Origin of the sequence: Rhizobium sp. GCM10022189 (assembly GCF_042656325.1) — a bacterium.
Classification (GTDB): Bacteria; Pseudomonadota; Alphaproteobacteria; order Rhizobiales; family Rhizobiaceae; genus Rhizobium.
Map to the genome: position 1 here is coordinate 91,899 of NZ_JBHSOR010000058.1, position 19,304 is coordinate 111,202.

16 protein-coding genes and 1 tRNA gene are annotated in these 19,304 nt (G+C 62.3%); 6 read left to right on the forward strand and 11 right to left on the reverse strand.

What is annotated here, in order from left to right:
* Window positions 1-29: 29 nt before the first annotated feature.
* The 10 genes from ACFPWW_RS29415 to ACFPWW_RS29460 all read right to left on the reverse strand — a co-directional run bounded on the left by ACFPWW_RS29415 (window position 30) and on the right by ACFPWW_RS29460 (window position 13,045).
* Window positions 30-1,361: a glucoamylase family protein gene (locus tag ACFPWW_RS29415; RefSeq protein ID WP_377314727.1), complete on the reverse strand. Its 1,332-nt coding sequence runs from the start codon at window positions 1,359-1,361 to the stop codon at window positions 30-32.
* Between the two features lie 257 nt (window positions 1,362-1,618).
* A complete protein-coding gene (locus tag ACFPWW_RS29420) occupies window positions 1,619-3,457 on the reverse strand; it encodes an ABC transporter ATP-binding protein (RefSeq protein WP_377314729.1) in 1,839 nt (612 codons plus the stop codon).
* A 38-nt stretch (window positions 3,458-3,495) separates the two neighbouring features.
* Window positions 3,496-4,251, reverse strand: coding sequence for a DUF1028 domain-containing protein (locus ACFPWW_RS29425; protein ID WP_112702670.1), 756 nt, complete (start codon window positions 4,249-4,251; stop codon window positions 3,496-3,498).
* A 2-nt stretch (window positions 4,252-4,253) separates the two neighbouring features.
* On the reverse strand, window positions 4,254-6,038 hold the full coding sequence (locus tag ACFPWW_RS29430) for a gamma-glutamyltransferase family protein (protein WP_377314731.1): 1,785 nt from the start codon (window positions 6,036-6,038) through the stop codon (window positions 4,254-4,256).
* A gap of 21 nt (window positions 6,039-6,059) precedes the next feature.
* Window positions 6,060-6,944, reverse strand: a complete 885-nt coding sequence (locus ACFPWW_RS29435; RefSeq protein ID WP_112564439.1) for an ABC transporter permease — start codon at window positions 6,942-6,944, stop codon at window positions 6,060-6,062.
* Window positions 6,941-7,888, reverse strand: a complete 948-nt coding sequence (locus tag ACFPWW_RS29440) for an ABC transporter permease (RefSeq protein ID WP_112564441.1) — start codon at window positions 7,886-7,888, stop codon at window positions 6,941-6,943. The genes ACFPWW_RS29435 and ACFPWW_RS29440 overlap by 4 nt, the downstream gene beginning before the upstream one ends.
* 63 nt (window positions 7,889-7,951) lie before the next feature.
* A complete protein-coding gene (locus ACFPWW_RS29445; RefSeq protein ID WP_377314733.1) occupies window positions 7,952-9,460 on the reverse strand; it encodes an ABC transporter substrate-binding protein in 1,509 nt (502 codons plus the stop codon).
* Between the two features lie 79 nt (window positions 9,461-9,539).
* On the reverse strand, window positions 9,540-10,265 hold the full coding sequence (locus ACFPWW_RS29450; RefSeq protein WP_377314735.1) for a FadR/GntR family transcriptional regulator: 726 nt from the start codon (window positions 10,263-10,265) through the stop codon (window positions 9,540-9,542).
* Between the two features lie 195 nt (window positions 10,266-10,460).
* A complete protein-coding gene (locus tag ACFPWW_RS29455) occupies window positions 10,461-11,903 on the reverse strand; it encodes a M81 family metallopeptidase (protein WP_112564447.1) in 1,443 nt (480 codons plus the stop codon).
* Window positions 11,904-11,911: 8 nt separating this feature from the next.
* The gene (locus ACFPWW_RS29460) at window positions 11,912-13,045 is read right to left on the reverse strand and encodes an ROK family transcriptional regulator (RefSeq protein ID WP_112757032.1); all 1,134 of its coding nucleotides are present in this window, start codon (window positions 13,043-13,045) and stop codon (window positions 11,912-11,914) included.
* A 138-nt stretch (window positions 13,046-13,183) separates the two neighbouring features.
* On the opposite strand from ACFPWW_RS29460, the gene ACFPWW_RS29465 reads away from it, so the two are divergent.
* The 3 genes from ACFPWW_RS29465 to ACFPWW_RS29475 are packed head-to-tail and all read left to right on the forward strand — an operon-like array spanning window position 13,184 to window position 16,583.
* Window positions 13,184-14,734 carry an ABC transporter substrate-binding protein gene (locus ACFPWW_RS29465; RefSeq protein WP_112702664.1) on the forward strand — a complete coding sequence of 517 codons (1,551 nt, stop codon included), beginning with the start codon at window positions 13,184-13,186 and terminating at the stop codon, window positions 14,732-14,734.
* Window positions 14,735-14,793: 59 nt separating this feature from the next.
* Window positions 14,794-15,714, forward strand: coding sequence for an ABC transporter permease (locus tag ACFPWW_RS29470; protein WP_112702663.1), 921 nt, complete (start codon window positions 14,794-14,796; stop codon window positions 15,712-15,714).
* Window positions 15,714-16,583, forward strand: coding sequence for an ABC transporter permease (locus tag ACFPWW_RS29475; RefSeq protein WP_377314738.1), 870 nt, complete (start codon window positions 15,714-15,716; stop codon window positions 16,581-16,583). Before ACFPWW_RS29470 ends, ACFPWW_RS29475 begins: the two co-directional genes overlap by 1 nt.
* 67 nt (window positions 16,584-16,650) lie before the next feature.
* On the opposite strand, the gene ACFPWW_RS29480 is transcribed toward ACFPWW_RS29475, so the two are convergent.
* Window positions 16,651-16,725 (reverse strand) — tRNA-Gly (locus tag ACFPWW_RS29480).
* A gap of 258 nt (window positions 16,726-16,983) precedes the next feature.
* On the opposite strand from ACFPWW_RS29480, the gene ACFPWW_RS29485 reads away from it, so the two are divergent.
* The 3 genes from ACFPWW_RS29485 (at window position 16,984) to ACFPWW_RS29495 (ending at window position 19,296) form a co-directional block, all read left to right on the forward strand.
* Complete coding sequence (locus ACFPWW_RS29485; RefSeq protein WP_112702661.1) at window positions 16,984-17,493, forward strand: prolyl-tRNA synthetase associated domain-containing protein; 510 nt, start codon at window positions 16,984-16,986, stop codon at window positions 17,491-17,493.
* 57 nt (window positions 17,494-17,550) lie between these two features.
* Window positions 17,551-18,522, forward strand: coding sequence for a thioredoxin (trxA, locus tag ACFPWW_RS29490; protein WP_377314740.1), 972 nt, complete (start codon window positions 17,551-17,553; stop codon window positions 18,520-18,522).
* Window positions 18,523-18,624: 102 nt separating this feature from the next.
* Window positions 18,625-19,296: an LON peptidase substrate-binding domain-containing protein gene (locus ACFPWW_RS29495; protein ID WP_112564459.1), complete on the forward strand. Its 672-nt coding sequence runs from the start codon at window positions 18,625-18,627 to the stop codon at window positions 19,294-19,296.
* Window positions 19,297-19,304: the final 8 nt, after the last annotated feature.

Consider the following 19,304-nt stretch of genomic DNA (forward strand, 5'->3'; position numbering starts at 1 on the left):
AAACCGCTGCACGCTTTTGCTGGAATTGCTTAGCCTGCCTTCAGAGCCAGTTCTTCCGATTCCTCGCCGGCCAGCCAGCCGCCGGTGAAGCCGGCCCGCTCGAGGCCGAGGCGGATGATCGGGTTCTTGCGCATCAGCTTCCAGATGAAGTCGGAACGGTCGTTCTCGACGGTCATGACGAGAAGGCCCTGATCGATGGCGACGGTGCGGTCATCGACCCAGCCTTCCGGCCGCTTGGTCTGGACTGTCGGGTTGAAGCCGCCAGGGAAGCCGCCTTCCAGCAGCAGGTTCGGATAGGTGGTCAGCAGTGCCTTGGTGCCGTCGATAGCGGCCTGCCGGTCGTAAGGCAGGCAGGCAAGGGCCGCCCAGGGCGCGATCGTGCCGTCATCGGGACCGAGCGGAGCGCCACGGGCAGCATAGCCCAGAACTTTCGGGCTGCGGCCGCCGCGCATGCGCCGCGTCGGCGGCGGGCCATCGCAGGCGGTAAAGCCCCAGATATCCTTGCTGTAGCCGACGAACTGGCCGGGGTTGCGTTCGGCATAATCGCGCTGGACGTTGATGACGACCTGCGTGTTGCGGAAATAATCCCAGTTCCTCTCGAGCATCGGCTTGTCCTGGATGCCGCGGAAGTCGATCCAGGCATGGGAGAAGAGATGGATGAAGAGCGGGCCGGCGTAGAGGTAGGGCTGTTCGTTGAAGATCATCCACGAATAGCTTGCCGTGAAGGCATCGTAGGACGACTGCGGGATCGGGTGCGTCGGCGAAGCCAGCGCGAGCGTGTAGAGAATGATCGCCTCGTCGAAGCCGTGATAGCGCCAGCGCAGGAAGCCGGAAGACGGCTTCCAGCCCATCGAGATGCAATCGCCCTTGTTCAGCGCCCAGCGCCAGTCGATGCGCTCATAGATGAATTTCGCGAGCGCGCGGATCTCGGTTTCGGTCTGATCTTCGCCGTCGAAATATTGTGCGGCGGTCAGGATGCCGGCGACGAGCAGAGCGGTATCGATGGTCGAAAGTTCGCTGTTCCAGGCGCGATTGCCGGTGTCCACGTGCAGGAAGTGGTAGAAGAAGCCGCGATGCCCGGTCGCGTGGCGTTCCGTGCCCTGCTTGGCGTTGGCGAAGAAATGCAGCGTATTGAACACACGCTCGGCGGCCTCTTCGCGGCTGATCCAGCCGCGCTCGACGCCAACCGGATAGGAGGAAAGCCCGAAGCCGATTGCGGCAATGCTGGCCGGGACGCCCGGGATCGACGTGTCCGGTACAAGGCCGTTTTCAGGATTGGAATATTTCAGGAAATACTTGAACGCTGAATGCTGCAGCCTGTCGACTAGCGCGGCATCAATGTCTTCAATCCGTTGCAGCATGTGCTCCTGCCCAACTGTTCTATCGCCCCATGGTTCAACATGGTGGCTGCCCCCACGCAAATCAAACCTTTTTGATTCGTAGGGATAAGAGAACACAAACGGCCGCCATTGGCGTTAATAATTCTCAGTGAAATAATATCTGGAATAAATAATATAAGCGATGCAGCAAAACGGATTACATAGCATCCTACCGGGGCGGTCCATTTCCTGCTTTTACCTGCCCTCTTCGGGCAGCCGCCTAGACCGCCCGGACTAATTCAGGCGGCTTCCTCCATCCGGACCAGATGGCCGGCCGCGACTTCGCGATACTGGCGTTTCGGCGGGACGTAACCCACCGGGCGGACAGGGCTTTTCAGCTCGTCGGTGCCGAGGTTGCGGCGGATGCCGCGGCGCGCGGGGTCGGGTACGGGGACGGCTGCCATCAGCTTTTTGGTGTAGGGGTGCTGCGGATTGCGGAACAGCTCTTCGCGCGGGCCGATCTCGACGATCTCACCGAGATACATGACGGCAACACGGTGGCTGACACGTTCGACGACGGCCATGTCATGGGAGATGAACAGGAAGGCGAGATTCAGGCTCTGCTGCAGGTCCATCAGCAGGTTGCAGACCTGCGCCTTGATCGAGACATCGAGAGCCGAGACGCTTTCATCGGCGACGATGACCTTCGGGTCGAGAGCAAGGGCGCGGGCAATGCAGATGCGCTGGCGCTGGCCGCCGGAGAATTCATGCGGGTAGCGCTTCATCATATCCGGCTTCAGGCCGACGCGTTCGAGCAGGTCGGCCGCCTTGTCCCGCGCCTGCGCGCGGGTGCCAAGGCCATGTTCGGTGAAAGGTTCGGCGACGGCCGCACCGACCGTCATGCGCGGATTGAGGCTGGCGAAGGGGTCCTGGAAGATCATCTGGATGCTGCGGCGCATATTGCGCAGGCTGATCGCATCGAGGTTCAGCACGTCATAGCCGTCGAGGCTGACGGAGCCGGCGTTCGGCTGCACGAGGCGGGTAATCGACCGGCCGGTCGTGGACTTGCCGCAGCCGGATTCGCCGACGAGCGCCAGCGTCTCGCCCTGGAAGAGGTCGAAGGAAACGTCCTCCACGGCATGGATGGCGCCGGTCCTGCGGCCGAAGAGACCGCCGCGAATGTCGAAACGGGTCACAAGGTTCTTCACTTCGAGGATCGGTGTCTTGCGACGATCGACGGTTTCGGCGACCTCCGCCGGCTCACGCCGCTCGCCGGTTGCCGTATCGACAACGGGGAAGCGCAACGGCCACTTGCGGCCGTCCATCGAGCCGAGGCGCGGCACGGCAGAAAGCAGGGCGCGCGTATAGGGATGTTTGCCACGGTTGAAAATGTCGTCGGTCGTGCCGGTTTCGACGGCCTCGCCGCGATACATGACAATCGTGCGGTCGGCGATCTCGGCGACAACACCCATGTCGTGGGTGATGAAGAGAACGGACATGCCCTCTTCCTCCTGCAGTATCTTGATGAGGTCGAGGATCTGGCCCTGGATGGTGACGTCGAGCGCGGTGGTCGGTTCGTCGGCGATCAACAGTTTCGGCCTCGAGGCGAGCGCCATCGCGATCATCACACGCTGGCGCATGCCGCCGGAGAACTGGTGCGGATATTCGTCGAACCGGGACGCGGCGTTGGGGATGCGCACCTTCTCCAGAAGGCGGATGGTTTCGGCGCGCGCGTCAGCCTTGCTGATGTCGCCGTGGCAGGTGAGCGCCTCGGAAATCTGCCTGCCGATGGTGAAGATCGGATTCAGGCTGGTCATCGGCTCCTGAAAGATCATCGCCGCATCCTTGCCGCGTATTGCCCGCATCTCCTTGTCGGAAAGCGAAAGGATATCGCGGCCATTGAGCCTGATGCTGCCTTCGACGCGGCTCGAGCCTTTGGCGAGCAGGCGCATGATGGAAAGCGAAGTGACGCTCTTGCCGGACCCGCTTTCACCGACGATCGCGACCGTTTCGCCCGGCATGACATCGAAGGAGACGTTGCTGACGACGGATTTCCATTCGCCGTCAGCGAGAAACGAGGTCGTCAGGTTCCGGACGGAAAGAACCGGAGAGATGGATGCTGCAGGCTGATCGGTCATGTCGTTCCCTTGTTGTCTTGCGCCTGGTGATCGGGCTTTCAGGTCTTCAAAGGTGTGGCGAAGGAGGCCGACGGGCGCCCCTCCGCAACACGCGCCGCCTCCAGCGCTGCGATCTTTTCATCGATCTCGCGCCTGTCAATCATCCCGTTCGGATTGGCCTTCGTCGCCATGGTTTCGGCCACGTGCATGTAACGCTCCTGTGCCACCGCATAGAGCCGGCGCAGTTCGGCGAGCGGATCGGGATGGTCGTCGGCACGGATGCTGAGCCAGGGATAGTCCTGATCGCGATGGACGAGGAGGGCTGCGGATTGTCTGCCACGTTTGTCGCCGCCGGCATCCTCGCCGGCCTGCATGGCTTCGAGCAGGCGCTCGATGAAGGGCTTGTCCATCGCCTTCTTGTAGGTGGCAAGCGTTTCGGCAACGACATCGGGGCCGGCCAGCATATTGCCGGCGACCGAGACATTGTCATCGAGCAGGTGACCGGCCCAGTCTATGCATCTTGCGCCGGTAAAGGCTGCGTTGCGGCCCTTGCCGTCAATCAGGTGCAGCTGGCGCTGGTCGCGGCCGGCATCGCGAGCGGTCAGTTCGGTAATGATATCGTCCGGCGCCTTGCCGGCGGCCAACAGAGCCAGTCCGTCGGTGCCGTAGAGCGGGCTGACGAAGGCCTGGGTCGCGACCGCGCCGATGCCGCCGCGAATATGCGGCACCAGGCCGCCAACCGCAAAGAAGCGGGTGGCGACGGCAATGCCGAGGTAGCCGGTGTCGGGATCGCGGGCAACGATGGACCAGGTCATGCCTACCTCCCGACCGCATAGGCCTGCATGAGGCGCGGCGTTGCCGCGGCACGCAACAGGCCGTCGGCATCGCGGCGTGCCGCGGTCAGGCGGCCAATGGTCCAGGGTTCGGAGACGGTCAGCCTGTGGCCGCGGGCGCGCAAGTCGTCGAGCACGGCGGCGCTGAAATTGCCTTCCGCCATCAGGCCGCCCGGCTCTCGCGTGCGGGGGTAGAAGGAGCCGGGGAAATGCGAGGTGTGGAAGAGCGGCTGGTCGATGGCCGCCTGCAGGTTCATCCCGTGGTGCACGTAACGCAGGAAGAAGGAAAGCTGCCACTGTTCCTGCTGGTCGCCGCCCGGAGTGCCGAAGGCGAGCGTGGGGCGGCCCTCGTAGAGCGCGAGCGAGGGCGTCAGCGTCGTGCGCGGGCGCTTGCCGGGAGCGAGAGAGGTCGGCAGGCCCGGTTTGAGCCAGAACATCTGGGCGCGCGAATTCAGGCAGAAGCCGAGGCCCGGAACGATCGGCGAGGACTGCAGCCAGCCCCCCGAGGGTGTGACCGAAACCATGTTGCCTTCGCGGTCGATGACGTCGATATGAACAGTGTCGCCGCGCTTTTCCGTCAGATGCGCCATGGTCGGCTCGTAGACGGCGCCGGTCTTGGAATCGGCGCCGAGCATTTGCATCGTCGCGTCATGCTGCTGTTCGAAGCCCGGCAGTTTCCCGGGGCGCAGGTCAAGGGACGCTTCGCCTGATATCAGATTGCGGCGGGCGGCGGCGTAGCTGTCTGACAGAAGCCGATCGAGCGGCACATCGGCGAATTTGGGATCGCCATAATAGATTTCGCGGTCCGCGAAGGCGAGCTTCATGGCTTCGGTGACGGTGTGGACGAAATCGGCACCGTCGGACGCCATCGCGGCGATGTCCATATCCTTCAGGATCGACAGCGTCTGCAGGAAAACCGGACCCTGTCCCCAGGGGCCGATCTTGGCGACGGTCCAGCCGTGATAGTCGTAGGTCTGCGGCTCCTCGATCGTGGCCGACCAGTTTGCCATGTCGTCTGCCGTCAGCACCGCCTTGTGGCGGCTGCCGCTCGCATCCATCACTTCGGCAGTCTTCAGATAGTTCGCGATCTTTTCGGCGACGAAGCCGCGATAGAAAGCGTCACGGGCGGCTTCGATCTGCGCCTCGCGACCCTGCTTTGCCTCCGCCTCGGAAATTATGCGCTTCCAGGTTTCGGCCAGCACCGGGTTCTTGAAGCGCGAGTTCGGTTCGGGAACGGAACCGCCCGGCACCCATGTCTCGTAGGAGGTCGGCCATTCCTTCTGGAAGAATTCGGCAAGCCCCTTGATGGTGGCGGAAACGCGCGGCAGCAGCGGATGGCCGCTTTCGGCATAATAGATTGCCGGCTCCAGCACATCGCGCACGCTCAGCCTGCCATAGTCGCGCAGCATCAGCATCCAGCCGTCGAAGGAGCCGGGGATGACGGTTGCGAGCAGCCCGTCGCCGGGGATCAGTTTCAGGCCTTCGTCCGTGTAGTGCTCGATGGTGGCGCCCGCCGGGGCCGGGCCTTGCGCGCAGATGACCTCGACCTTGTCCTTCTTCTTCGAATAGATGATTGCCGGCATGTCGCCGCCGGGGCCGACAAGGTGTGGCTCCAGGACCTGCAGGGTGAAGCCGGTGGCAACCGCTGCATCGAAGGCGTTGCCGCCCTTTTCGAGAATGCTCATGCCGACAGCGGACGCGATCCAGTGCGTTGAGGTAACGACGCCGAATGTGCCCAGAATTTCGGGGCGGGTCGTGAATGTGGTCATTTCATATGTCCTTTCGAAAGGTCATGCTTCGCGCGGATCGAGCGCATCGCGCAGGCCGTCGCCCAATAGATTGAAACCGATAACGACGAGGAAGATGGCAATGCCCGGCCACATTGCCATCCACGGCGCCTGGCTCAGAAAATTCTTGGCGACGTTCAGCATCGAGCCCCAGCTCGGTGCGGGCGGCTGCTGGCCGAGGCCGAGGAAGGAAAGGCTTGCCTCGGCGATGATGGCGGTTGCGATCGTCAAGGTCGCCTGTACGAGGATCGGCGCGAGCACGTTCGGCAGGATGTAACGGGTGATGATGCTGAAGTGGCGAAGACCGATGGAGCGCGCACCTTCGATATATTCCTCGGTCTTGACGGCCAGCACCTGGCCGCGCGTCAGCCGCACGAAGATCGGCATGGCCGACAGTCCGATCGCGATCATCGCATTGGTGAGGCTTGGGCCGAGGAAGGCTGCGAGCGCAATCGCGGTGATCAGGAAGGGCATCGCCAGGAAAGCTTCGGTGATGCGGGAGATGACCATGTCGACCCAGCCGCCGAAATAGCCTGAAACCAGCCCGAAAGGCACGCCGATGACGACCGCGATCGCCACCGAGAAGACGCCGGCCATCAGCGAGGCCTGGGCGCCCCAGATCATGCGCGAGAGGATATCGCGGCCGATATCGTCAGTGCCGAGCCAATGGGCCGCCGACGGCGCCTTGCGGATCGCCGACCAGCTCGTGGCGTTCGGATCGGGCAGCGGCAGGAGCGGCGCGATGATCGCGAGAATGGCGAAGAAGGCGATGATGGCGAGGCCGACGAGTGCGCCCTTGTTGGCCCTGAGCTTGCGCCAGGCGCGGCTCGGTGCACGCTGCTCGGCCGAGGCGACAGGTGCGGCTGCGACTTGATCGATGGCGGTCATAGCGAAGCCCTCATACGCGGGTTCAGGAGGACGTAGAGCACGTCGGCGACAAGGTTCATCAGAATGAAGCCGATCGCCGTGCAGATGACGACGCCCTGGACCACGGCATAGTCGCGATTGAAGACGGCATCGACGATGAGCTTTCCGAAGCCTGGAATCGTAAAGATCTGCTCGGTGAGGACGGCGCCGGCAAGCAGCTCGCCGAAGAGCAGGGCGCTCAGCGTGACGATCGGCAGCACGGCATTGCGGAAGCTGTGTTCCAGCACCACGGAACTTTCCGACAGTCCCTTGGCGCGGGCGGTGCGGATATAATCGGCGCTCAAGACGCTGAGCATGGCCGAGCGGGTGTGGCGCATCAGCGTGGCGGCGAGCGCGTTGCCGAGCACGAAGGAGGGCATCAGCATAGTCTCTATCGAGCGCAGCGGATTGGAGAAGAACGGTTCGTAGCCCGAGGCCGGAAGCCAGCCGAGATTCACCGAGACCAGCAGGATCAGCATGATGCCGAGCCAGAAATTCGGGATCGACAGGCCCGAAAGGGCGATGAGGTTGGCAAGGTAGTCAATGACGGTGTTCTTTTTGACCGCCGCCAGAATGCCCATCGGTACGCCGATGATGAAGGCGAAGATCATCGACATGATCGCCAGCTGGATCGTGACCGGCAGCTTTTCGGCGACGAGGTCGAGAACGGGCTGGTTCGTGCGCAGCGAAATGCCGAGGTCGCCCCGCAGCGCCGAGCCCAGCCAGTAGACATACTGGTAGGGGACGGGATCGTTGAGGTGATATTTTTCCCGCAGGAATTCCAGCACCTGCGGATCGCGCTCTTCGCCGGCCATGGCCAGGACCGGATCGCCCGGCAGAAGCTTCTGCAGCGAGAAGACGAAGATCGAAATGATCAGCAGGGTTGGAATGGCGACCAGCAGCCGCTTGGCGATGAACCTGTACATGGGCGCTCCGATAGCATCAGCGGGACGCGGCGAAGTTCGCCACGTCCCTCACGTGTTGGGCTATCAGCCTTCCTTCTTCACGCCGACGAGGCGGATCATGCCGTCGGGCGAAGCAACGAAGCCGGTGATGTTCTTGTGCAGCGCCCAGATCCAGGACTGGTGGCCGAGAAAGATGATCGGCAGGTCGTCATTCAGGATGGCGGTCGCGGCATCATACTTCTGCTTGCGCACGGCGTCGTCCGGAGACTGGCGCGCTTCGTTGAGCAGCTTGTCGACGTCGGCATTGCAATATTTGCTGTCGTTGAGGCCGGCGTTGCAGGTGACGAACTGCTGGATATTGCCGTCGGGATCGACGCGGCCGGACCAGTCGGACCGGCTGAGCTGATAGTTGCCGGCGGTCTGCTCGTTGAGCAGGGTGGCGAATTCCGTTGCCTTCAGGGTGAGGTCGAAGCCTGCTTCGGCGACCATGGACTGGATGATCTGCATCATCTGCATCGTGACCGGGCTGTTCGGAACCTGCATTTCAACCGGGATGCGGTCGAAGCCTGCAGCCTTGACCAGGGCCTTGGCCTTTTCGATATCACGCGCGGGAACCGGGACATCCTTGTCGAACCAGGGGCTGCTCGGCGGGAAGGGCTGGTTGCCGGCAACGCCGGTGCCTTCGAAGACGATCTGCATGGCGGCGTCGCGGTCGATCGCCAGCGAGAAGGCCTGGCGCAGGCGCTTGTCCTTGCCGATCGGGTTATCGGCGCGCGCGCCATTGCCGACATTGGCGTAGATGCCGAGCCAGCCGGTATTGACGACATCCTTGTAGACGAGGTTCGGATCGCTCTTGACCGTCTCGGCGTCGGTCGCGGCCAGCCGCTCGATCATGTCGAGATCGCCGGAGCGCAGGTTGGCGAGGCGCACGGTCGAATCCGGGATCGGCAGATAGGTGATCTTGTCGATAAAGACATTGTCCTTGTTCCAGTAGTCCTGGAACTTTTCCAGCACGATGCGATCCTGCTGCACGCGCTCGACGAATTTGAAGGGGCCGGCGCAGACCGGATGATCGCCGAACTTGGCGCCGAGTTCCTTGGCCGCCTTGGGCGAAACGATCATGCCGGCGCGATCGGACAGCTGGGCAAGCAGGGTAACGTCAGGCGCCTTCAGCGTGAACTTGACTTCATATTCGCCTGTCGCCTCGACCTTCTGGACGGAGGCCAGCTCGCTCTTGCGGCGCGATTCCGGCAGGGTCATGTTGCGTTCGATGGTGGCGACGACGGCTTCGGCATTGAAAGGCGTCTCGTCCTGAAACTTCACGCCCTGGCGAAGCTTCATGGTGAGTTCCTTGCCGTCGGGCGACCAGTTCCATTCGGTCGCAAGCTGCGGCACGATCTTGAGGTCGGGCGAGACATCCACGAGCTTGTCGCACATCGCGGTATAGACGATACGGCCGACGAAGGTGCGCGACTGCGCCGGATCGAGCACGTCGGCATCGTCCTGCAGGCCGATCTTCAGTTCAGTGGCGAGGGCCGGAAGCGCAAAGAGCGCTGCCGCCGCGGCAGTGGTCAGCAATCTGGTCAATTTCATTTCATTCTCCTCTTTATGTTTTTGTTTCACGTTTATCGTGTCGGGCCGGCGGTTATCTCCGCCGTGCCGATTTCCCCGCTCAAGTGGGCTCCTTCTCGGCCTCCGCTTCGCTATGGTCGAAGGAGGTGATGCGGATGAGGCTTTCCTGCAGCGTCAGCAGATGCTGGCGCATGGCTTCGCCGGCCTTTGCCGGATCGCGGGCGGCGATGGCGTCGACGATGGCCGTGTGCTGGCCGTAGGTGACTTCGCGTGTGCGGCTGGCGCTGCGGGCGCGCTCGCGGATCGTCTGCCAGGCTTCGTCCTGGCGCACGCGGTTGATGACATCGAAGATCGTCAGGAAGAACGAGTTGCCGGCGCATTGGGCGATCTGGCGATGCAGCGCGCCGTCCCAGAGTTCGCGGCCGTCGGCATCCGTGCTGCCGTAGATCTTTTTCACGAGATCATACATGCGCTCGACATCGGCCGCCTTGGCGCGCATGGCCGCGAGCTGGGCAAGCTGCGGCTCGATGCGCAGGCGCACCTCCATGATTTCCATCAGGTCCGTGTCGGCGACGATGGAATCGACATGCTCACTCCAGCCATCTGGGCGCCTGCCGGCAAAGGTGCCGGAACCTTGCCGGCGCCAGATGCGACCTTCGGCCTCCAGCACTTCGAGCGCGCGGCGGATGGAGCGGCGGCTGACGCCAAGGATTTCGGAGAGTGTGCGCTCAGTCGGCAGCTTGCCGTCGGCGTCGAGACTATCCGACTGAAGAAGAGCCCTCAGCTTCTCCAGCGCATAGTTCGAATTGCCCTGTGCTTCGTCCATGGTGGCCTGAACCAATTTTAGATTGGTTCAATGCAAATCAAATAGGGCCGATCGTCAAGCGCTTTTTTGTGCAGATAAATATTTGCCTGTTTTTTCGCCTTGAAGCGCAGATTTGCGGCAGATGCGAGGGGCAGATACAGGCGTCCACAGGCGCCGCGCACCCGGGCAGGCGCGCGGTACCAAACGGCAATTGGTTCAGCGATTGAGCGAGCGTGCGGACAGGAAGGTTTGCGGCTCGAAGCCGAAATCCTTGTCGAAAGGATAGGTCGGGTGCTGTTTGCGCAGGCGCGGCAGGCGCTCGACGAATTGATCGACCACGCCGGCCGAAAGCGCCATGAGGTTCGGATTGGCAATCGGCGCCAGTTCCGGCGAAAGGTAGCCCGACTTGACGACGATGATCTTCGCCTTGTGCGGATCGAGGCCGAGACGGGTGAAATCGGCAATATTGTGATAGGGGCGGCGCCTGGCGGAAAGCACCAGGTCGATACCGCCGATGGAGACGACCGCCTGCCGATCGGCCGCGTCGCTGGTCTCATGCAGGAATTTTACGGTGAAGCGGCCGGTTACCGGTTTGCTGCCCTTGGTGTCGAGCGAGGCGCCGACGGTCAGATCCAGCGTCGCGCCGACGCCCGCCGCATAGCAGGTCTCCGTTGCGGCCCTGTCGGCAATGCCCGCAAAGACGACGCCGGTTGCGCCCCTTGCAATCAGCTCGGCGAGCACGTCTGCGCGGTCGCCAACACCGCCGCCGGTCGGATTGTCGCCGGATTCGGCGAGCACGACGGGGCCGGTGGGGCTGGCGATCGCCCTGGCGACGCATTCCTCGATCGAACCGGTCTCGCAGCCGAAGACGAACTCTTCGCGCACATCCCAATAGGCCTTCGCCATGCGCTTTGCCTCGCGCTCCAGCACGGCGCGGTCGGTGCCGGTCATGATCGCGGCAGCGGTGGCGCGGGGCTCATCCGCCCAGACGTAGCCGACCATCAGCGAAGCATCCCAGACGCCATCCAGCGCATCGATGCCGGGCAATTCGGCATAGAGGCTCTTTGCCGGCTCGTCGACGGTGCTCGTGCGTTCCCCCGGCAGGACGACGGGGATCGGCGCCCAGAGCAGGGTCGGCTTCACACCGCTCTTCAGGCTCTTCACCAGCATGGAGACCGAGCGGCGCATCGTCTCTTCGACGTCGATATGCGGGGCGGTGCGATAGGTGGAGTACATGTCGAGCGCATCGAGGATGCGCTGGGTGACATTGCCGTGCAGGTCGTAGCTTGCCGAAACCGTGCAATCGTCGCCGACGAGCGCGCGGGCAGCGCTGATCCAGTCGCCTTCCGCATCCTCCATGCCCTCGACATACATGGCGCCGTGCATGGCGAGATAGAGGCCGTCGAGCGGCAGAAGCGGCTTCAGGCGCTCGAGGAATTCAGCCTTGAAGGCCTCGTAAGTGTGGCGCGCGACCGGACCGCCGGCAATGGCGCGGGCATGGATGGTCGGCAGGAACTCGGCGTCGTAATCCTTCAAGAACGCGAAATAGGGGGCTGCCAGCAGGCCATCGCCGCGCACCACCCGGAAATCCTTCTCCTCGTTCAGGACGGGATTGTACGTGCTGCATTCGATATGAATGCCCCCAACGGCGATGCGCATGGAAAACCTCAGCTTACATTAGGACCAATCAGAAAATTATGGGCGGCAATGCTGGCGGCACCGCGCGCCCAGACGTCGCTGTCGACGCGGCGGGTGCGGATCGGCGTCTGGCCGGCATAACGCGGAAGGACATTGGCTTCGATCGCCTGCTGCACGACGGTGCCGAACAGGCCGTCGAAGGAGCCCTCGACATGGGTGACGAGGATCATGCCGGGATCGTTCATCTGGATCAGGTGCGAGATCGCCAGGCCGAGCGCTGCGCCGGCCTTGTGGATGATGGCGATCGCCTCGGCGGTGCCGTGCGAGGCTTCCTCTTCGAGCTCCGACAGCGAGGTGCATTTCAGGCCGGCAGCCCTCGCCATCTCCTTGATCGCCTTCATGGAAGCGATCGTATCCAGGCAGCCGCGCTTGCCGCAGCGGCAGGGCGCGCCGCCCGGCTCGATCGTGGCATGGGCGATTTCGCCGGCGCCGCCATGGTTGCCGCGATAGAGCCGGCCGTCGATGAAGTGGGCACAGCCGATGCCGTCTCCGAGCGACACGACCGAAAAGTTCGGTGTATCACGGGCAATGCCGAAGAGTTTTTCGCTGACGGCCACGGCCTTGGCGTCGTTCTCGATGAACGTATCGACGCCGCTTGCCTGGCGAATGATTTCGGCAAGCGGCACATCCTGCCAGCCGAGCAGGGTGGACTGGACACAGGTTGCCTGTTTTTCGTCCACGAAGCCGGACAGCGCCACGCCGATGCCCGCCAGCTTGGAGCTCGCCTGCGGATGGGCTCTGAGAATTTCCGGCAGGCCGTAGGCGATGGCGTTCGCGATGACCTTGGGATCTCTGGAATAGGGCAGCTGCTGGCGAGCAATGATATTGCCGTTCAGATCGCTGAGGATCATCGGCGCCGGCTCTTCCAGAAGCGAGATGCCGATGAAGAAGGCGCATTCCGGCTTCAGGTCGAGCAGGACGGAAGGCCGGCCCTGGCCGTACACGGTTTGCGTTTCGTGTAGAACGCCACGGTCGATCAGCTCGCGGGCGATGCCACTCATTGCCGCCTTGCTGAGCCCGATCGCGGAGGCAAGATCGGTCCGGCTCAAGGGGCCGGACTCGCTTATGACCCGCAGAAGCTCACGCTGCGATGAGTTGAACATTAAAATCCCTGATCCTGCCGCTAGTGATTTCGCCTTGACAATAAGTTCACAAAATGAACCAATCAACCAAAATAAATTACAAAATTGATCAAAGCCGACCGAAGGGCCGGTTTCAAGAATCAGCAAGAGGGTGAACCAATGGAAATCATTCGCAAGAGATTTATTAGAACCCGCCAATTCGCTTTGCGTTGCGCTGTTGCCGGAGCGCTGTTTGCGCCGCTTTCGGCCTTCGCTTCCACGCTGACGATCATGCAGACCGAAGCGCCCCGTTCAATGGATCCGGGCGATCAGACCGCGACCTTCACGGCTGCTGTTCTGGATCCGATGTACGAGGGGCTTCTTGTCCGCGCCAAGGATCTGAGCCTGCAGCCGGCGCTCGCCACCGAATGGTCGAGCGACGATGCCGGCATCGTCTGGACCTTCAAGCTGCGCCAGGGGGTAAAATTCCATGACGGTACGCCCTTCGATGCGGATGCGGTGGTGAAGAACTTCGCCCGCCATCTCGATACCAAGCGCGGCCTTGCCGCCAGCGGTCGTCTGCGTACCTTCATCGACAGCGTCACCGCCGTCGATCCGTCGACCGTCCAGTTCAAACTCAAGAAGCCCTATCCGGCGTTCCTCGCACTTTTGACCACCGGCGCCTGCTGGATGGTCAGCCCGACGGCGGATGCCGCCGGTACGATCGGCAGCAAGGCGGTCGGTACCGGTCCCTACAAACTGCAGGAATACAAGTCCGGCGAATATGTGCTGGAAACCAAGAACGCGGACTGGTGGGGTGGTGCGCCGAAGGGCGCAGACGAGATCAAGTGGACCTGGACGGCCGAGCCGTCGGTCATGAACATGGCGCTGCAGACGGGCGATGCCGATATCGTCAATCCGCTGCCGGCCGCTTTCGCCAAGCAGCTTGCAGCCAATCCGGACATGGTGGTCAACAAGTCGGACGGTTCGGCGGTCTTCTGGGTGTCGCTCAACACCAAGCTGAAGCCGCTCGACGACGTGCGCGTGCGCCAGGCGCTGAACTATGCGACCGACCGCGAAGGCCTCGTCAAGGCGATCATGCAGGGCAACGCGACGCCGGCCAATTCGCCGCTCGCGCCTGTCACGCCCGGTTATGACAAGACGCTCGCGCCCTATACCTATGATATCGACAAGGCGAAGAAGCTGCTTGCCGATGCCGGTTATCCCGACGGTTTCGCAATGACGACGATCGTGCAGGAGCCGGAAGCGCGTATCGGCGAACTGCTGCAGGCCATGTGGGCGAAAGCGGGCGTGAAGCTCGACGTGCAGCGCATGGAAAGCGGCGTCTGGTCGAAGGCGGCCTTCGCCGATCCGGCCGGCAAGGCGGCCGCGAACACGGGTTCCGTCATTGCCTCCTGGTCTTCGGGCGTCAACGGTGCCGACCTGCAGTTCCGCCCGCTCTATTATTCGGCAAGCGCTTCGCCTGCCAGCGCCAATCTCGGCTTTTTCAACGATCCCAAGCTCGATGAACTGATCGACAAGGCAGCCTCGACGCTGGACGAGAAGGCGCGCAACGCGATCTATGTCGATGCCCAGAAGGAGGTCAACGAGCAGGCGCCGCATGTTCTCCTCTATACGACGCAGGATCTCTACGCCGCTCGCAAGAATGTGAAGGGTGCCTGGGTCATTCCGGGTGGCCAGGTCGTGGTCGAGGAAGCCACCAAGGACTGATGCGTAACCGGGTGGGCGGTGCTGTGCCGCCCACCCGATTCACTGACGATGACGGTCCGATGAAAGCCTATATTCTCAAGAAGCTGCTCGCCTTGCCGCTGATCCTTGTCGGCGTGTCGCTGCTGATCTTCGTTGCCATTCGCGCGCTTCCTGGCGATCCGGCCCGCATGATGGCCGGTCCCGAGGCCACGCAGGAGGCGGTCGACAACATGCGCACCCGCCTCGGTCTCGATCGCAGTATTGCCGAGCAATACGGCTCGTTCGCCTATGGCGCGGTCAGGGGCGATCTCGGCATGTCGATCAAGTCGAAACTGCCTGTTGTCGATGAGATTGCCGAGCGCATGCCCTTTACGCTCGGCCTTGCCGTCACCGCCTATCTGCTGGCGATTGCGATCGGTGTGCCGGCCGGCATGATCGGTGCGATCTACCGGCATGGCTGGCCGGACCAGGCCGTCATGCTTCTCGCGATTGCCGGCGCCTCCATCGCCAATTTCTGGCTGGCGCTGATGGCGATGAATACATTCTCGGTCAGTCTCGGCTGGCTGCCGCTTCTCGGCGCCACGTCCTGGAAAAGCTTCGTCCTGCCCTCGATCACGCTCGCAGTGCTGCCGATGGCCGTCATCGCGCGCATGACGCGCTCCAGCATGATCGAAGTGCTGGCACAGGACTATATCCGCACGGCGCGGGCCAAGGGTGTCGCGCCCGGCTCGATCTATTGGAGCCACGCGCTGCGCAACGCCCTGATCCCGATCGTGACCATCGTCGGTCTGAACTTCGGCAGCCTGATCGGCGGTGCCGTCGTCACCGAATCCGTCTTCAACTGGCCGGGTATCGGTCGGCTGCTGGTCGATTCGGTGCGCTATCGTGACTATCCGGTCATTCAGGGTGTGACGCTTGTGGCCGTCACCGGCGTTGTCGTCATGAATTTCCTGGCGGAAATGGCGATCGCCGCGCTCAATCCGAAAATAAGGTTCGACTGATGGCGATGAGCGAAGCGGAACAGGTTTCGACCGGCAGCGGGAGCCTGCGCGGCATCCTGCGCTGGCTCGCCTCGCACAGGGGCATCACCATCGGCGGCGGGCTCATCGGCATCATCGTGCTGATGGCAATCTTGGCGCCGCTCATCACCTCGGCCGATCCTTATTCGCAGGACCTGCTCTCGACGATGCTGGAACCCTCCTTCGAGCATCCGTTCGGTACCGACGACAATGGTCGCGATATTTTCGCCCGCGTGCTCTATGGCGCGCGCATCTCGCTGCTGGAGGTCGTTCTCAGCGTCGGGCTTGCCATAGTCGTCGGCGTGCCGCTCGGCATTATTTCGGGCATGGCGGGGCGTTATGCCGATCAGGCGATCATGTGGTGCATGGATATCCTTTTCGCCTTTCCGGGCATCGTGCTCGCGATCCTGATCGTCAGCGTGCTCGGCACCAGCCTCGTCAACCTGCTGATCGCGATTGCGATCTTCTCGGTGCCAGTCTATGCGCGGCTCAGCCGCAACCTCACACTCGGCCTCAAGGCAATGGATTATGTGGAAGCGGCCATTTCGCTCGGCGTCTCGCGCCACCGAATCATGACACATTACATCCTGCGTAACGCGATCGGCCCGATCATCGTGCAGTCAACGCTGACGGCCGGTACCGTCATCCTGTCGGCCGCAAGCCTCTCCTTCCTGGGTCTCGGTGCGCAGCCGCCACTTCCCGAATGGGGCGCGATGATGAGCGACGGCCGCAACTATCTCGGCCTTAACATCTACATGTCGCTCTTTCCGGGACTGGCGATCATGCTGACCGTGCTCGGCTTCAACATCCTCGGCGATGGCCTGCGCGACCTGCTCGATCCGAGAAAATAAGAAACGAAGATGCAAAGGCGCGGCGCGCTGAGCATTTTGTCGTGTCGGTTGGGAAATTTGGAGAAACTGGAGCGGGCGAAGGGATTCGAACCCTCGACCCCAACCTTGGCAAGGTTGTGCTCTACCCCTGAGCTACACCCGCTCAAATCCTCATCGGTCCGGGGTAGTAAGTAGCGGACCGTGGGCGCCACCTTGCGGCGACGGGCGCTATATCGCCCAAACGATTTTCAAATGCAACAGGGAAATGACGGAAAAACGAAGAAAAATTCCAGCAGTGGAAAACCACGTCCGGAAACGCCGCGAATGCAGGGCAAAGCGTCGGTCCTGAAGATTGCCAAGCTTGCGAGGCGGACGTAAGCAGGCAATCCGATCTGCCCTTCTCGCGCTTCATGGAACGACGATGACCGACAACAAGCCCAAGACCCGCCAGGATCTTCTTGCCTTTCTCGACGACCTCGGCATCGCCCACAGCACAAAGGACCACGCGCCCGTCTTCACGGTGGCCGAATCGGTTGCTCTCAGGGACGAGATTCCCGGCGGGCATACCAAGAACCTGTTCGTGAAGGATAAGAAGGACCGCTACTTCCTGCTGACGGTGGAGGAAAACGCCACGGTCGATCTCAAGCAGGTCCACACTATCATCGGTGCCTCCGGCCGTGTCTCCTTCGGCAAGCCCGAGAAACTGATGGAATATCTGGGCGTCATTCCAGGTGCTGTCACCGCACTCGGCGCGATCAACGATACCGGCAACAACGTCACCTTCGTGCTCGACGCGGATCTGATGCATGACGAGATTATCAATTGCCACCCGCTTTCCAACGATGCGACAACCTCGATCGGCAGGGCCGACCTGATACGATTCATGGAAGCGACGGGGCATAAGCCGCTTGTCTTGAAAGTGACGTCCTGACATACGATTTTAGCGCTATTCAGAAACGCCGGCAGATCGGCGCGGCGGGAGATACCTATGAGCGGCAGCGACAATCCTTACAACGGCTCCTTCGGCAATCAGATGTCGGCGACGGCAAGTTATGGCGTGCCACCCCAGCCGGTGGCCGCAGGCGGCCATATCAAGGACACGACGACGGCGAATTTCGCGAAGGACGTGCTGGAGGAATCGCGCAACCAGCCGGTGCTGGTCGATTTCTGGGCGCCCTGGTGCGGTCCCTGCAAGCAGCTGACGCCGGTTCTGGAAAAGGTCGTCAACGAGGGACAGGGCCGCGTCAAGCTGGTCAAGATGAACATTGACGATCACCCCTCGATCGCCGGCCAGCTTGGCATCCAGTCGATCCCCGCCGTCATCGCCTTCGTCAACGGCCGCCCGGCGGATGGTTTCATGGGTGCCGTGCCGGAAAGCCAGGTTCGTCAGTTCATCGATCGTCTCGCAGGCCCGGCCGGCGCCGACCAGGCTGGCGAGATCGAAGCCGCGCTGGCCGAGGCCGGCGAGTTGCTCGCTGCCGGCAACGTCAATGAAGCGGGCCAGCTTTATGGTGCGGTGATCCAGGCGGATCCGGAAAATGCCAAGGCGCTTGCCGGCATGGCCGAATGCCTGATCGCAGCCGACCAGCATGGAGAAGCCCGCCAGATGCTGAGCGAATTGCCGGAAGAGCTTGGCAAGGATGCCGGCATCCAGGCAGTCCTGACGAAGCTCGACCAGATCGAAGAAGCCCGCAAGCTCGGCGATCCCGTTGCGCTTGAACGCGAGCTGGCGCTGAACCCGGATCATCACGAAGCCCGGCTGAAACTCGCCAAGATTCTCAATGTCGAGGGCAGGCGCGAGGAGGCAGCCGAACACCTGCTTTTCATCATGCGCAAGGATCGTGCCTTCGATGACGACGGTGCGCGTCGCCAGCTCCTGCAGTTCTTCGAAGTCTGGGGTTTCAAGGATCCGGCGACGGTTTCGGCGCGCCGCAAGCTTTCCTCGATCCTGTTTTCCTGAGGTTTGCCGCATCCGCCCTTGCGTTTTTGCACAAGGGCACCACATTTCTCGTGAGGACGGGCGCCGCAGATGCGCCCGCCGAAGAGTGCGGGACCAGTCTTCATGCAAGTCGGCAATGCGAGATATCTTAAGCCCGGCGATTTACCGGATGAGATTGCAGTTTTTCCCCTGACGGGGGCGCTTCTCCTGCCTGCGGGGCAGTTGCCGCTCAATATCTTCGAGCCGCGTTATCTTGCGATGTTCGATGCGGCGCTGACCGGAAACCGTCTGATCGGCATGGTGCAGCCGGCGCATGGCGAGCATGAAGACAAGACGCATGCCCCCGAGCTTGCGGCCGTCGGCTGCCTCGGCCGAATTACCTCCTATGCCGAAACCGGCGACGGGCGTTACATCGTCTCGCTGACGGGCGTATGCCGCTTCCGGCTGCTGGAGGAAAAATCGCATGGTCAACCGTTCCGCAGCTTTCGCATCGCGCCGTTCATATCGGATCTTTCTGCCGAGAACGAAGAGGATGCTGTCGATCGCAACGCGCTGCTGACGGCCTTCAAGGCCTATCTCGATGCCAACAAGCTCGAGGCGGATTGGGAAAGCGTTGAGCGGGCGAGCAACCTTACCCTCGTCAATTCGCTCGCGATGATGTCGCCGTTCGGCCCGGCGGAAAAACAGGCGCTGCTCGAAGCGCCCGACCTCAAGACGCGGGCCGAAACCCTGATCGCCATCACCGAAATCGTGCTTGCCCGCGTTTTCGGCGATTCCGATACCGTTTTGCAGTAGAGGGCGCG

Coding starts and splice junctions, on each gene's coding strand:
- ACFPWW_RS29415 (WP_377314727.1), bottom strand. CDS start 1,361: ATGCTGCAACGGATTGAAGACATTGATGCCGCGCTAGTCGACAGGCTG.
- ACFPWW_RS29420 (WP_377314729.1), bottom strand. CDS start 3,457: ATGACCGATCAGCCTGCAGCATCCATCTCTCCGGTTCTTTCCGTCCGG.
- ACFPWW_RS29425 (WP_112702670.1), bottom strand. CDS start 4,251: ATGACCTGGTCCATCGTTGCCCGCGATCCCGACACCGGCTACCTCGGC.
- ACFPWW_RS29430 (WP_377314731.1), bottom strand. CDS start 6,038: ATGACCACATTCACGACCCGCCCCGAAATTCTGGGCACATTCGGCGTC.
- ACFPWW_RS29435 (WP_112564439.1), bottom strand. CDS start 6,944: ATGACCGCCATCGATCAAGTCGCAGCCGCACCTGTCGCCTCGGCCGAG.
- ACFPWW_RS29440 (WP_112564441.1), bottom strand. CDS start 7,888: ATGTACAGGTTCATCGCCAAGCGGCTGCTGGTCGCCATTCCAACCCTG.
- ACFPWW_RS29445 (WP_377314733.1), bottom strand. CDS start 9,460: ATGAAATTGACCAGATTGCTGACCACTGCCGCGGCGGCAGCGCTCTTT.
- ACFPWW_RS29450 (WP_377314735.1), bottom strand. CDS start 10,265: ATGGACGAAGCACAGGGCAATTCGAACTATGCGCTGGAGAAGCTGAGG.
- ACFPWW_RS29455 (WP_112564447.1), bottom strand. CDS start 11,903: ATGCGCATCGCCGTTGGGGGCATTCATATCGAATGCAGCACGTACAAT.
- ACFPWW_RS29460 (WP_112757032.1), bottom strand. CDS start 13,045: ATGTTCAACTCATCGCAGCGTGAGCTTCTGCGGGTCATAAGCGAGTCC.
- ACFPWW_RS29465 (WP_112702664.1), top strand. CDS start 13,184: ATGGAAATCATTCGCAAGAGATTTATTAGAACCCGCCAATTCGCTTTG.
- ACFPWW_RS29470 (WP_112702663.1), top strand. CDS start 14,794: ATGAAAGCCTATATTCTCAAGAAGCTGCTCGCCTTGCCGCTGATCCTT.
- ACFPWW_RS29475 (WP_377314738.1), top strand. CDS start 15,714: ATGGCGATGAGCGAAGCGGAACAGGTTTCGACCGGCAGCGGGAGCCTG.
- ACFPWW_RS29485 (WP_112702661.1), top strand. CDS start 16,984: ATGACCGACAACAAGCCCAAGACCCGCCAGGATCTTCTTGCCTTTCTC.
- trxA (WP_377314740.1), top strand. CDS start 17,551: ATGAGCGGCAGCGACAATCCTTACAACGGCTCCTTCGGCAATCAGATG.
- ACFPWW_RS29495 (WP_112564459.1), top strand. CDS start 18,625: ATGCAAGTCGGCAATGCGAGATATCTTAAGCCCGGCGATTTACCGGAT.